Annotated in this window: 11 protein-coding genes; 9 read left to right on the forward strand and 2 right to left on the reverse strand. The window is 68.8% G+C overall.

Features of this window, described 5'->3' with window-relative positions:
* The first annotated feature begins 1 nt into the window (after position 1).
* The 9 genes from bioB to ACWTPI_RS00925 all read left to right on the forward strand — a co-directional run bounded on the left by bioB (position 2) and on the right by ACWTPI_RS00925 (position 8,044).
* Complete coding sequence (gene bioB, locus ACWTPI_RS00885) at positions 2-1,045, forward strand: biotin synthase BioB (RefSeq protein WP_454730742.1); 1,044 nt, start codon at positions 2-4, stop codon at positions 1,043-1,045.
* Positions 1,046-2,133: 1,088 nt separating this feature from the next.
* Positions 2,134-3,075 carry a 2-hydroxyacid dehydrogenase gene (locus tag ACWTPI_RS00890; RefSeq protein WP_454730743.1) on the forward strand — a complete coding sequence of 314 codons (942 nt, stop codon included), beginning with the start codon at positions 2,134-2,136 and terminating at the stop codon, positions 3,073-3,075.
* Between the two features lie 71 nt (positions 3,076-3,146).
* The gene (locus tag ACWTPI_RS00895; protein ID WP_020206982.1) at positions 3,147-4,082 is read left to right on the forward strand and encodes a hydroxymethylglutaryl-CoA lyase; all 936 of its coding nucleotides are present in this window, start codon (positions 3,147-3,149) and stop codon (positions 4,080-4,082) included.
* Between the two features lie 20 nt (positions 4,083-4,102).
* A complete protein-coding gene (locus ACWTPI_RS00900) occupies positions 4,103-4,624 on the forward strand; it encodes a YbaK/EbsC family protein (RefSeq protein WP_020206981.1) in 522 nt (173 codons plus the stop codon).
* A gap of 4 nt (positions 4,625-4,628) precedes the next feature.
* On the forward strand, positions 4,629-4,889 hold the full coding sequence (locus ACWTPI_RS00905) for a DUF1289 domain-containing protein (RefSeq protein WP_059414788.1): 261 nt from the start codon (positions 4,629-4,631) through the stop codon (positions 4,887-4,889).
* A gap of 7 nt (positions 4,890-4,896) precedes the next feature.
* Complete coding sequence (locus ACWTPI_RS00910) at positions 4,897-5,658, forward strand: DsbA family protein (protein ID WP_454730744.1); 762 nt, start codon at positions 4,897-4,899, stop codon at positions 5,656-5,658.
* A 59-nt stretch (positions 5,659-5,717) separates the two neighbouring features.
* Positions 5,718-6,650, forward strand: a complete 933-nt coding sequence (locus ACWTPI_RS00915) for an MBL fold metallo-hydrolase (protein ID WP_454730745.1) — start codon at positions 5,718-5,720, stop codon at positions 6,648-6,650.
* 138 nt (positions 6,651-6,788) lie between these two features.
* Positions 6,789-7,400 carry a GatB/YqeY domain-containing protein gene (locus ACWTPI_RS00920; RefSeq protein ID WP_043367838.1) on the forward strand — a complete coding sequence of 204 codons (612 nt, stop codon included), beginning with the start codon at positions 6,789-6,791 and terminating at the stop codon, positions 7,398-7,400.
* 95 nt (positions 7,401-7,495) lie between these two features.
* Complete coding sequence (locus ACWTPI_RS00925; protein ID WP_454730746.1) at positions 7,496-8,044, forward strand: GNAT family N-acetyltransferase; 549 nt, start codon at positions 7,496-7,498, stop codon at positions 8,042-8,044.
* An 852-nt stretch (positions 8,045-8,896) separates the two neighbouring features.
* Here ACWTPI_RS00925 and ACWTPI_RS00930 read toward each other — a convergent pair.
* Together ACWTPI_RS00930 and ACWTPI_RS00935 are read right to left on the reverse strand one after the other, a co-directional pair.
* Positions 8,897-10,477, reverse strand: coding sequence for an ABC transporter substrate-binding protein (locus ACWTPI_RS00930; RefSeq protein WP_454730747.1), 1,581 nt, complete (start codon positions 10,475-10,477; stop codon positions 8,897-8,899).
* Positions 10,478-10,654: 177 nt separating this feature from the next.
* Positions 10,655-12,817 (reverse strand): TonB-dependent receptor, encoded by a 2,163-nt coding sequence (locus ACWTPI_RS00935; RefSeq protein WP_454730748.1) that lies wholly within the window; start codon positions 12,815-12,817, stop codon positions 10,655-10,657.
* Between the last annotated feature and the right edge of the window lie 124 nt (positions 12,818-12,941).

Consider the following 12,941-nt stretch of genomic DNA (forward strand, 5'->3'; position numbering starts at 1 on the left):
CATGACCAATAACACCCTCGCCGGCGACGCCATCGCCACCATCTCCGCCGACAGCCTGCGCCAGACCGCCCGCCGCTTCGCCGAACCCGCGCCCGCCAAGCCCGGCGACTGGTCCGTGGCCGACGTCGCCGCGCTCTACGCGCTGCCGTTCAACGACCTGATGTTCCGCGCCCAGCAGGTGCACCGCGAGAATTTCGACCCCAACGCCGTGCAGCTCTCCACGCTGCTGTCGATCAAGACCGGCGGCTGCGAGGAGGATTGCGGCTACTGCCCGCAGAGCGCGCACCACGACGCCGGCGTCAAGGCCGAGAAGCTGATGGCGCTGGACGAAGTGCTCGAAGCCGCGCGCGCCGCCAAGGCCAGCGGCGCCGGCCGCTTCTGCATGGGCGCGGCCTGGCGCAGCCCCAAGGAGCGCCACCTCGAGCCGGTCATCGAGATGGTCAAGGAAGTCAAGGCGATGGGCCTGGAGACCTGCGTCACGCTCGGCATGCTCGAAGCCGAACAGGCGCGCCGCCTGAAGGAAGCGGGCCTGGACTACTACAACCACAACCTCGACACCTCGCCCGAGTTCTACGGCGAGATCATCACCACCCGCACCTACCAGGACCGCCTCGACACCATCGGCCACGTGCGCGACGCCGGCATCCACGTCTGCTGCGGCGGCATCGTCGGCATGGGCGAATCGCGCGACGCGCGCGCCGGGCTGATCGCCCAGCTCGCCAACATGGACCCGTATCCCGAGTCGGTGCCCATCAACAACCTGGTGGCCGTGGAAGGCACGCCGCTGGCCCACGCCGAGCCAATCGACCCGTTCGAGTTCGTACGCACCATCGCGGTGGCGCGCATCACCATGCCGCGGGCGATGGTGCGGCTGTCGGCCGGGCGCGAGGCGATGGACGATGCGTTGCAGGCGTTGTGTTTCATGGCGGGGGCCAATTCCATTTTTTATGGGGATCGGCTGTTGACGACGGCCAATCCGCAGGCGGATCGGGATCGGGCTTTGCTGGGGAGGTTGGATATTCGGACTGAGGGGTATGGTGGGTAGGGGGATTTTTTTGTTCGGGGTGGTTGGGGGTATTGGCTGATTTGGCTGACTTCGAAGTTGGCTTTGGCTTCAATGGTTTGACGTCGGTGGCTGAACGTCAAAGTCAACATTCTGAATGTCAACTTCTGAACGTCAACGGCTGAACGTCAAAGTCAAAGGCTTTCGCTCCCCCGGAGCGACCTACTTTCTTTTCCCCGAAAAGAAAGTAGGCAAAGAAAGCGGGCTGCCTGGCCGGCAGGGGCAGAGCCGAACAGTGTTGCTGGTTGTTGGTGGTTTCGTGGTGGGGGTGGTGGTTCTGCAGGGGTTCTGCCGGTACCGGTTTTGGTGGCCACGTTCTCTCGGGTGGTGTTCGATTCGTGGTGGCGCTGCATGATGGCGGAGGTCCAGGCCCTTCGGGATGCTGCCGCGACCGGGGCGGAGGGGCTCGTCATAGAGATGGTGCTGGTTTCGTGGTGGGCGCGGTGGCCCCTGTTCGAGCGCGGTGCCGAACAGTTGAAAAGCAATCCCGGTTCCAGCAACCCAACACACCCGCGCGGGGTCCACCACGCCCACCACGAAACCAGTGCCGATGCTATGTCGTGGCCGCCCGAGTCGGTAACGGCAGATGGCGGAACCAGCAGTGTGCCGGCCATCATAGGTCTGACCCCGCAACCCATACCGCCAGCCAGATCGTGGCCGCTCGCACCGGTAACGGCAGGATGCCAGCAGAACCACAGGCCCCACGACGAAACCAGAAACACTAGAAACCCCAACGTTTCTGCCCCTGCCGGCCAGGCAGCCCGCTTTCTTTGCCTACTTTCTTTTCGGGGAAAAGAAAGTAGGTCGCTCCGGGGGAGCGAAAGCCTTTGACTTTGAAGTTGACTTTGATTTTGACGTTCAGCCGTTGACGTTCAGCCGTTGACTTTGACGTTCAGCCATTGACGTTCAACAGTCCCCGTTCAACAGTCACCCTTGACCCTCAACAGTCAACCAAGAAACCAAACGAACACCCCCCCCCCGCCGCCGCCAGGCCCCCAGAAGCCCCCCACTCCCACCCCATCTCTGCGAAAATAGACCAAATCACGATAAGAACCCCCTGTGGAGAAGAAATGAAGCTGCAGTTGTACGTGCCCGACGGCCGCTACCAACCCTGGATCGACGGCTTCTCCGAAGCCCTGCCGGAGGCACAATGCCTGACCTGGGAAGACAGCAAATCCGAACGCGCCGACTACGCCGTGGTGTGGCGCCCGCCGCTGGAGATGCTGCGCGGGCGCACCGACCTCAAGGCGGTGTTCAACCTCGGCGCCGGCGTGGACGGCATCCTGCGCCTGCGTGACGACGATCCGCGCGCGCTGCCGGACGGCGTGCCCATCGTGCGCCTGGACGACGCCGGCATGGCCGCGCAGATGATCGAGTACGTGACGCACGCGGTACTGCGCTATTTCCGCCGCCTGGACGAATACGCGCTGGCGCAGCAGGCCGGCAACTGGCGCTTCCTCAAGCCGCATCGCCGCGCGGGTTTCAGCGTGGGCGTGATGGGCGTGGGCACGCTCGGCGCGCAGATCGCGCGGGCGCTGGCGGGTTTCGGGTTTCCGGTGCGCGGCTGGAGCCGCACGCCGCGCGAGATCGAGGGTGTGCGGGGGTTTGCCGGCGAGGCCGGACAGGCCGCGTTCCTCGACGGGCTGCACGTGCTGGTCAACGTGCTGCCGCTGACGCCGCAGACCGAGAACATGCTCGACGCGGCCCTGTTCGGCAAGCTGGCCAAGGGCGCTTATCTGGTCAACGTGGCGCGCGGGCAGCATCTGGTCGAGGAAGACCTGCTGGCCGCGGTGCAGTCCGGCCAGATTGCCGGCGCCACGCTGGACGTGTTCCGCACCGAGCCGCTGCCGGCCGAGCATCCGTTCTGGGGCGAGCCGCGCATCACCATCACGCCGCACATCGCCGCGCTGACGCTGCGCGAGGACAGCATCGCCCAGATCGCCGGCAAGATCCGCGCGCTCGGGGCGGGCCAGCCGATTGCCGGCGTGGTCGACCTGCAGCGCGGTTACTGAACGCAGACACAGCAAGCAGACACAGCCGCCGCGGCGTGCGCGCCGCGGCGGCAGGACACGGAGGAGACGCCATGACACTGCCCAACTATGTGAAGATCGTCGAGGTCGGCCCGCGCGACGGGCTGCAGAACGAAAAGGCGCTGGTGCCGACCGAGGTCAAGGTCGAGCTGGTCAACCGCCTGAGCGACGCCGGTTTCGTCAACATCGAGTCGGCCTCGTTCGTCTCGCCCAAGTGGGTGCCGCAGATGGCCGACGGCGCCGAGGTGATGGCGCGCATCCAGCGCCGCCCGGGCACGCTGTACTCGGTGCTCACGCCCAACATGAAGGGCTTCGAGGGCGCGGTGGCCGCCGGCGCCGACGAGGTGGTGATCTTCGGCGCGGCCAGCGAGGCGTTCTCGCAGAAGAACATCAACTGCTCGATCGCCGAGTCCATCGCGCGCTTCGAGCCGGTGGCCGCGGCGGCCAAGGAAAAGGGCCTGCGCCTGCGCGCGAGCCTCTCGTGCGCGCTGGGCTGCCCCTACCAGGGCGAGGTGCCGGTGCGCGCCGTGGTGGACGTGGTGCGCCGCATGCGCGACCTCGGCTGCGACGAGATCGACATTGCCGACACCATCGGCGTGGGCACGCCCGTGCGCGTGCAGGAAGTGATGCGCGCGGCCGCCGCGGAATTCCCGATGGACCGCCTCTCCGGCCATTTCCACGATACCTACGGCCAGGCGCTGTCCAACATCCTGGCCAGCCTGGAAGTGGGCATCTCGATCTTCCACGCCTCCGTCGCGGGCCTGGGCGGCTGCCCGTATGCCAAGGGCGCGACCGGCAACGTCGCCACCGAGGACGTGCTGTACATGCTGCACGGCATGGGCCTGCACACCGGCGTGGACCTGGATCAGGTGGTGCGCGCCGGCGACTTCATCTCGCAGGCCATCGGCCGCGCCAACAGCTCGCGCGTGGGCCGCGCGCTGCTGACCAAGTGGGCGAGCGCCGCCGAGGCGGCGCCGGCCTGCGTGTGAACCCGCACCGGAAAGAAGACATGAACGACCGTTCCGTGAACGACGACGAGGCCGCGGCGCCCCTGCCCGAGGCCGCGCAGCGCGTGGCCGGGCTGCTGGCCGGCCTGGGCCATGCCAAGCCGGTGGTGATGCTGCCGGCGACCGGCAAGACCTCGGCCGAGGCCGCGGCGGGCCTGGGCTGCTCGGTGGCCGAGATCGCCAAGTCCATCATCTTCCGCCGCGTGGCGGACGACGCGCCGGTGCTGGTGATCGCCAGCGGCAGCAACCGCGTCGACGAAGCCAAGGTGGCGGCGGTGGTCGGGCCGCTCGGCAAGGCCGACGCGAAATTCGTGCGCGAGAAGACCGGCTACGCCATCGGCGGGGTCTGCCCGATCGGCCATGCGGTGGCGCCGGTGATGCTGCTCGACAGCGACCTGTTCCGCTACGACAGCCTGTGGGCCGCCGCCGGCCATCCGCACGCGGTGTTCAACCTCACCCCGCACGAGCTGCAGCGCATGACCGGCGCCCCGGTGGCCGACGTGGCGCAGCGGGCCGGGGACTGAGGCCGTGTCGCGGCTGTCCCGCCTGGCCGCGGACCTGACGCGCGGCGCGCAGGCCGCGCAGCATGCGCTGCCGGTGCCGTCGCCATGCCGCAACGTGTGCCGCATGGACGCGGCCAGCGGCTATTGCGAGGGCTGCCTGCGCACCATCGACGAAATCGCCGCGTGGTCCGGCAGCGACGACGCCGCGCGGCGCGCCATCTGGGCGCGGCTGCCGGCGCGCGCCGCGCAACTGGCCGCGCAGGCCGCGCGGCCCGGCACGGAGTGAGGCTGCCATGACCGCCGCCGATTCTGCTACCGATTTCGCCACCAGCCCCGCCACCGATTTCGTCGCCGATTTCGCCACCGATCCCGCTGTCGCTCCCGCCGCCATCGACTGGTACTTCGACCCGATCTCGCCATTCTCCTACCTCGCCTTCGAGCGGCTGCCGCAGGTCCTGCCGGCCGCCACGCGCGTGCGCTACGTGCCGGTGCTGTTCGCCGGCCTGCTGCGGCACTGGGGCAACGTCGGCCCGGCGGAGATTCCGCCCAAGCGCCGCTTCACCTTCGAGCACGTCGCCTGGATCGCGCACCGCGACGAGGTGCCGCTGGCCATGCCGGCGGCGCACCCGTTCAATCCGCTGCCGCTGTTGCGGCTGGCCGTGGCGCTGGAACTGGAGGGCCGGCTCTCGCGCGAGACGCTGGCGCCGCTGCTGCATTTCGTCTGGCGGCACGGCCACGTGCCGCAGCGGCAGGCCGAATTCGCGGTGCTGTGCGGCGCGCTGGGCGTACCCGCCGCTGCGCTGGTGCGGGAGCCAGTGAAGGCGCGCCTGCGCGAGCACGGCGACGAGGCCGTGGCGCGCGGCGTGTTCGGCGTGCCGACCGCGGTGCTGCCGGGCGACCCCGCCGGCCAGCTGTTCTGGGGCCTCGACGCGCTCGACATGCTGGCCGCGCGCCTGCGGCGGGACCCGTTCTTCGCCTCCGACGCCTTCCGCGCGGCCGGGGAGTTGCCGCCCGGCGAAGGCCGCGCGGATGCGCCGAAGCCGGCCGGCCCCTAGCCGGCGCGGGCCAGAATCAGAAAACCGGAAAAACCAGAAAAACACAGAGACAAACGCCGATGCCCGATGCCTTCACCCCGCCGGTCCTGCCCTCCACCATGCGCGTGTTCGAGCGCGGCTGGCTGTCGGCCAACAACATCCTGTTCGTCGACGGCGACGACACCGCGCTGGTCGATTCCGGTTATGTCACGCACGCGCCGCAGACGCTGGCGCTGGCCGAGGCCGGCCTGGGCGGCAAACCGCTGCGGCGGCTGGTGAACACGCACCTGCATTCCGACCATTGCGGCGGCAACGCCATCCTGCAGCGGCGCTGGCAGCCGCGCACGCTGATCCCGGCGGCCGAGGCCGCGGCCGTGCGGAGCTGGGACGACGACCTGCTCAGCTACCGCGCCACCGGCCAGCAGTGCGACCGCTTCGTCTTCGACGGCGTGGTGCAGGACGGCGACGCGCTGCGCCTGGGCGGCATCGACTGGCAGGTGGTGGCCGCGCCCGGGCACGACCCGCACGCGGTGATGCTGTTCGCGCCGCACGAGCGCATCCTGATCTCGGGCGACGCGCTGTGGGAGAACGGCTTCGGCGTGATCTTCCCCGAACTCGACGGCGAAAGCGGCTTCGCCGAGCAGGCCGCGGTGCTGGCGCGCATCGCCACGCTCGGCGCGCGCGTGGTGATTCCCGGCCACGGCCGGCCCTTCACCGACGTCGACGCCGCGCTCGAGGTGGCCGGTGGCCGGCTGGCCTACCTGAGTGCCGATCCCGCGCGCAACGCCGCGCACGCGGTCAAGGTGCTGCTCAAGTTCAAGCTGCTCGAGCAGCAGCGCATGTCCCACGCGGCGCTGCTGGCGTGGGTCGGGCAGACCCCGCTGATGCGGCGCATCCACGCGCGCTTCCTGGCCGGCGAGGATTTCGGCGCCATGCTCGCGCGCATGCTGGCGTCGCTGGCGAAGGCCGGCGCGGTGGCGGTGGAAGGCGACGAAGTCCATAACCGGGATTAAGGGCGGACAACCGGGGGCGGACGAAGGAGCGTGGGCGGCCAGCGGCGGTTCCCCTCGTTTTCCGTTTGATCGCGCCCGCCGGACGCCGTAGCATGTAGGCACGTTGCGCCCCCCGAACCGTCCGCGAGGAAGCCGCCGATGCCTGTCTTTCCCGTCGCATTGCTCCAGCCCCTGGTTGCCCATCTCACCCCCTCGTCCATCCGCGCGCACGGCGCCGACCTGCTGGTCGAGCTCGCGCCGTTCCCGCTCGGCGGCGCGCAGGTGCGCACGGCGCTCCGCCTCGACGGCGTGAGTCTGCCCAGCCTCAGCCTGGCGCGGCTCGCCGGCCGGCGCCTGCGCTTCCCGCTCAACCCGGAGCCGGGTTATATCGACGGCTCGCTCTATCTCGACGGCCGGCACCATGCCGTGGACGTCGGCGCGCTGCGCTTCGGCGAGCTCGACCCGCAGGGCCTCGACGTGGAGATCGAAGGCCGCATCCATTTCGACGACGGCGCCGGTTTCGACGACACCGCGCTGCATCTGGCCGCGCGCATCGCCGCGCCGCTGTCAGAGTGCGAGCTCGACGCCGCCATCGACCGCGCCGCGGCCGAGGCGGGCGCCGCCGGCGCGCGGCAGGCCGGCAAGGCAATGGCCATCCTCAGCCGCGACCCGCGCCTGCGCCATGCCGACATGGCCCTGCTGCACGCGCGCGTGCAGGCCCGCCTGCTGATCGCCGGGGCGATGGCGCGCGGCGGCAGGGCGCTGCGCTGAGTGCGGCGAAGCACGAGGCGCGGCAAGCGCAGGCGAAGCGGAACCCGCCGCGAGAAACCGAGGACCAGAACACTTTGAGGACACGAGGCCCCATCATGCAAGCGCTCCACGGCCAGGGTTTCCTGCTGCGCCCGTTCCGCTACACGGACGTGCCGCAGTTCGTTGCGGCCGTGCACGAATCGCTCGACACCGTGGGCAAGTGGATGCCCTGGTGCCACGCCGGCTACAACGTGCGCGACGCCGAAAGCTGGTTCGACATGTGCGAGGAAAGCATGAGCAGCGGCGAAGCCTACGACATCGGCGTGTTCGCGCCGGACGGCCGCGAGCTGTACGGCGGCGTCTCCATCAACCAGATCAACCGCGACTACAACTTCGGCAACCTCGGCTACTGGATCCGGCAAAGCCGCCAGCGCCAGGGCATCGGCGCGCGCGCGGCCGACATGATGGCGTGTTATGGATTTCACTGGCTGGGGTTGACGCGGCTCGAGGTGGTGGCCGCGGAGAACAACGCGGTCAGCCGCGCGGTGGCGGAGAAGATCGGCGCGCGTTTCGAGTGCATTGCGCGGAACCGGCTGGTGTTGCATGGGGTGCCGTGTGCGGCGGCTATGTATTCGTTGGTGCCGCCTTGGTATGAGGGGGAGTAGGTTTTAATCAGAGGTTTCAACTTTAAAGTAAATTTCAAGGGCCTTAAAGGCATAAAGTCAAAATCAAGGTCAAAGTCAAAGGCTTTCGCTCCCCCGGAGCGACCTACTTTCTTTTGTCCGAAAAGAAAGTAGGCCAAGAAAGCGGGCTGCCTGGCCGGCAGGGGCAGAGCCGAACAGTGTTGCTGGTTGTTGGTGGTTTCGTCGTGGGGTTCGTGGTTCTGCTGGCATCCTGCCATTACCGGTGCGAGTGGCCACGATCTGGCTGGCGGTATGGGTTGCGGGGTCAGACCTATGATGGCGGGCGCACTGCTGGTTCGGGCATCTGCCGTTACCGGTTTTGGCCACCGCTACATAGCACCCTTATGGTTTCGTGGTGGGCGTGGTGGACCCGGTGCGAGTGTGTTGGGTTTCGGTCAGCGTTGAGGTTCTCGTGCCGGGCGCATTTCAATCCGGGGCCACCGTGCCCACCACGAAACCAGTGCCGCTCCCATGACGTGCCCATTCGCTTCGGTCGCGGCAGCAGCCTGAAGGGCCTGGGCCGCCGCCATCATGCAGCGCCACCACGAATCCAATTTCGTTTGCGACGCCGCAGGCAAGCAAACCGGTAGCGTCAGCAGCCTCATCGAAGCCACAGACCGCACCACGAATCCCGCACCAGCCATAAAGTCTGAGCGCCCAGCCCCCCTGCAAGGGGTCTGCTTTCTTTGGTTACTTTCTTTTCAGACAAAAGAAAGTGACTGGCAGCCCCGCGCAGCGGGGATGTCATACAGCTTTTGGGTTCAAGCGCCAACAACCGCCCGAGCCTCAAGGCCCACAAAAGCCAGAACAAGAAACCTAAAAAATACCAAAAAACTACTTGGAAATCGCAAACGCATGAGTCCTCTCATCCTGCCGAGGCACCACGTTATATCCCTTCCTCGCCGCCCAAACATTAATCTGGAAATAAAGCGGAATCACCCCATAATCCTTGATCCCGATCTCGGTCGCATCCTGCAACAGCTTCTCTCGTGCGCGATCGTCAATCGTGGTCAGCGCCGCGCTCAGCTTGGCGTCAAGCGCCGCATTGCTGTAGCGCCCGCGATTGGACGCCCCCCACCCCTTGGCCGGATCATAGGTCGCCAGCAATGACTTGAGCGAGGACCCGGCCTCGCCGGTGTCTGCCCCCCATCCGGCCAGCATGAACGAGAAGTCGAGCTTGTTGGCGCGCGTGAAGAAGGTGGCCGACGGCATGGCTTCCACGCGGGTCTGGATGCCGATGCGCGAGAGCATCGAGGCGATGGCCTGGGCGACCTGTTCGTCGTTGACGTAGCGGTTGTTGGGCGCGTGCAGCGTGAGCTGGAAGCCGTCCGGGTAGCCGGCGTCGGCCAGCAGCTTCCTGGCCGCGGCGGCGTCGAAGGTGTCGGGCTTGAGCGACGGCGCGTAGCCGAACAGCGTGGAGTTGACCAGCTGGCCGGTGGGCTCGGCGGCGCCTTCCATCACGCGGTCGACGATGGCCTGGCGCGAGATCGCGTGCGAGATGGCGGCGCGCACGCGCGGGTCCTTGAGCGGGTTCTTCGCCAGCGGCTTGCCGGCCTTGTCGGCGGCGAACGGGGTGACGTCGCGGTTGCTGTCGAGGTGCAGGTACATCAGGCGGAAGGTGGGCACCTTGAACACGCTCACGCCCGGGTCGGCGGACAGCTTGCGGATGTCGGAGGTGGGCACGTTCTCGATGACCTGCACGTCGCCGGCCAGCAGCGCGGCCACGCGCGGCGCGTCGTTGGTGAGGATGCGCAGCGAGACGGTGTCCCACTCGGGCCTGGGGCCCCAGTAGCTGTCGTTGCGCACGAGCTCGACGCGGTCGCCCTTGCGGAAGCTGGCGAATTTGTAGGGGCCGGTGCCGACCATCGCGCGGCCGCTGTTGAAGTCGTCGCTGCCGGCATTCTCGGCGACCTTCTTCGACACCATGTAGATGGTGGACAGGTCGTTGGGCACCAGCGGGTACGGGCCGTTGGTGGTGATGCGCACGGTCAGCTTGTCGACCGCGACGATGTCCTTGAAGCCCTTGGTGTAGATGGTGTACGGCGACGGGCTGTTCTTGACGGTGGCGGGGCGGTTGAGCGAGTAGACCACGTCGGCCGAGGTGAACTCGCTGCCGTCGTGGAACTTCACGCCGGGGCGCAGCCTGATTTCCCAGGTGGTGTCGTCGAGCGGCTTCCACGACAGCGCCAGCGCGGGCTTGAAGCGCATCTTCTCGTCCTTGGCGATGAGCGCCTCGAACATGTGCTCGGCGACGTTCGCGTTGGGCGTGACGTTGTGATAGTGCGGGTCGAGCGAGGTGATGTCGCCGGACAGCCCGATGGTGAGGCCGGCGGCCACGGCGGCCGGGGAGGACATGGCGCAGGCCAGGCTCGTGGCGAGGGCTGCACAGGCAAGGGCGCGGCGAATGAGGGTCATCGGGTGGTCCGTGGTTGTCCTGTGATGCAGGCATTGTCAGGACTCGCCCATGCCCGGTCAAGGCGGGCCGACCCGCGGCGCGCGATGCACCGCGCCGAGGCGGGATGCACGGCGGGCGGGCGCGATGCTGGCGCCCGCCGCCGCGCTTTCACCACGGCAAGGCATGGGCGGCGGCGCTCAGAACGTGGTGCGCAGGCCGATCTTGACGTTGCGCCCGGCCAGCGGCGCGATGTCGCGCAGGATCGAGGTCGAGCTGCGGGCGTCCTGGTTGGTCAGGTTGTCGCCGCGCAGGTAGACCAGCGTCTGCGTGCCGGCCAGCTTGAACTTGTAGGTGATGGACAGGCCGAGCAGGGTGTAGCCGTCGGTGGGCGTGTCGTTGGCCGGCACGCGCGACTGGCGCGCGGCGTAGGTCACGTCGGCGCGCGCGCCCCACGGCCCGGCGCCGTACACCACCGCGCCGCCGAGGCGCAGCGGCGACAGGCGCGGCAGCGGCTCGCCGGTGGTGCGGTTCTGGCCGTGCACGTAGTCGGCGCGCGCTTCCAGGTCGAGCGTGTCGCTGCCGGTCAGCAGCTTCTGCGCCACGCGCGCGCGGCCTTCGGCCTCGAAGCCGTACAGCGTGGCGGCCACGCCCTGGTACTGGAACTCGGGCAGCGCGCCGGCGGCGCCGGGCGCCACCACATTGCCTTCTGCGTCGCGCGCGTTGCCGGTGGCCGACAGCGCCAGGTAGTTCGAGAAGCGGCTGTAGTAGCCCGACAGGCTGGCGCTGTGCGGGCCGGACTTGAAGCGCACGCCGAGATCGAGCGAGGTGGCGCGTTCCTTGGACGCATCCGGGTTGCCCTGTTCCCACGCGCCGGTGGCCACGTGGGGGCCGTTGGCGTAGAGCTCGTAGAAGGTCGGCGCGCGCTCGGTGTAGGCCAGGTTGGAGGTCAGCGACAGGGCCGGCGCGAGCTTGTAGAGCAGTCCGGCCGAGGCGCTGCCGGCATTGAAGCTGCGGCTGGCGTCCGAGAAGCGCTCGTTGCCGTCGGCGCGCGCCTTCAGGCTGGTGTGGTCCATGCGCGCGCCGAGGTTGAGCTTGAGGTCGCCGCCGGCGGTCAGCGGCATTTCCTCGAAGATGAACAGCGCGGCGTTGTCGGTGTCGGTGCTCGGCACGAAGGCTTCCTCGCCCAGCGCCGAGAAGCGCGTCGAGCCGAACTGGGTGCCGATCACGCCGGTCATGTTGCCGATGCGCGCGTGCTTCGCCTCGAAGCGCGCGTCCCAGCCGTGGTTCTTGAAGACGGTGCCGGTCTGGCCGGACTCGATTTCCTTGTGCTCGTAGTCGGTGTAGCTGAACTTGCCCTTGACCGATTCGATGAAGCCGCCGGTGCGCCCGGCCAGGTTGCGCGCCTCGCCTTCGAGCGCGAAGCGCTGCTGGCGCATCTGCAGGCGCACGTCGTCCTCGGCCGGGGTACCGTATTCGTTGTGGTATTCGCTGTAGTTGGCGCCGACGAAGCCGTCGGCCCAGGTGTAGGCGCCGCCCAGCGAGCCGCCCTGCTGCTGCGCGCTGCTGTTGGGCAGGCGGCCGTAGGCCTCGGATTCGCCTTCGGGCAGCGGCTGGCTGTTGCGCAGGCTGGCGCTGCGCGCGTAGCCGGGAATGCGCAGGTCGCTGGTCTTGCGCACGAAGCCGTCGGCGTGCACGGCGAACTGCCCGTTGCCGGCCTCGACCAGGCCGCTGGCGCCGCGCGCGGTGTCGCCGCCGGCGGTGGCGCTGGCGTCCACCGCGCCGCCCACGCCGTGGATCGGCTCCTTGGGGATGCGGTTGTCGATCACGTTGACCACGCCGCCGATGGCGTTGCCGCCGTACATCAGCGCGGCCGGCCCGCGCACCACCTCGATGCGCTCGGCCACCAGCGGGTCGACCGGCACCGCGTGGTCGTTGGAGAGGGTGGAGGCGTCGATGGTGCTGCCGCCGTTCTGCAGCACCTTGATGCGGTCGCCGTCGAGGCCGCGGATGATCGGGCGGCTGGCGTTGGGGCCGAAGTAGCTGGACGACACGCCGGGCAGCCGGTCGAGCGTCTCGCCCAGCGTGCTGGCCTGGCGCACCGCGAGGGCGTCGCCGCCGAGGCTGGACACCGGCGCGACCAGATCGGTGAGCTCGCTGCCGAGCGGGTTGGCGGTGACGACCACCTCGCGCAGCGTGGCGGCGGGCGCGGCCGGGGCAGTCGGTGCGGGAGCCGCCGTGGAAGTCGCGGGCGCGCCCTGCGCGAAGGCGCCGGCGGGGGCGGAGGCGATCAGGGCGGCGATGGCGGCCAGCGGGGTGCGGCGCAGCAGGGATTCGGGTTGGAAGCGGTAAGACAAGGACATGGCTCGCGTTGCTTTTTTATCTGCGGTCGGGCGCGCGGCGCCGGCGGCCGCGCACGCGCGCCGCGCCGCCGGGCGCGTACAGGCCAGTGCGGGCATGTACGGGCGCGGGGCGGCACGGCAAGCG

Source organism: Cupriavidus ulmosensis, from assembly GCF_977008105.1.

What these genes read in the sequence shown, in the direction of transcription:
- ACWTPI_RS00920 (WP_043367838.1), top strand. Translation starts at nt 6,789, where the DNA reads ATGCCTGTCTTTCCCGTCGCATTGCTCCAGCCCCTGGTTGCCCATCTC.
- ACWTPI_RS00915 (WP_454730745.1), top strand. Translation starts at nt 5,718, where the DNA reads ATGCCCGATGCCTTCACCCCGCCGGTCCTGCCCTCCACCATGCGCGTG.
- ACWTPI_RS00935 (WP_454730748.1), bottom strand. Translation starts at nt 12,817, where the DNA reads ATGTCCTTGTCTTACCGCTTCCAACCCGAATCCCTGCTGCGCCGCACC.
- ACWTPI_RS00895 (WP_020206982.1), top strand. Translation starts at nt 3,147, where the DNA reads ATGACACTGCCCAACTATGTGAAGATCGTCGAGGTCGGCCCGCGCGAC.
- ACWTPI_RS00925 (WP_454730746.1), top strand. Translation starts at nt 7,496, where the DNA reads ATGCAAGCGCTCCACGGCCAGGGTTTCCTGCTGCGCCCGTTCCGCTAC.
- ACWTPI_RS00910 (WP_454730744.1), top strand. Translation starts at nt 4,897, where the DNA reads ATGACCGCCGCCGATTCTGCTACCGATTTCGCCACCAGCCCCGCCACC.
- bioB (WP_454730742.1), top strand. Translation starts at nt 2, where the DNA reads ATGACCAATAACACCCTCGCCGGCGACGCCATCGCCACCATCTCCGCC.
- ACWTPI_RS00890 (WP_454730743.1), top strand. Translation starts at nt 2,134, where the DNA reads ATGAAGCTGCAGTTGTACGTGCCCGACGGCCGCTACCAACCCTGGATC.
- ACWTPI_RS00900 (WP_020206981.1), top strand. Translation starts at nt 4,103, where the DNA reads ATGAACGACCGTTCCGTGAACGACGACGAGGCCGCGGCGCCCCTGCCC.
- ACWTPI_RS00930 (WP_454730747.1), bottom strand. Translation starts at nt 10,477, where the DNA reads ATGACCCTCATTCGCCGCGCCCTTGCCTGTGCAGCCCTCGCCACGAGC.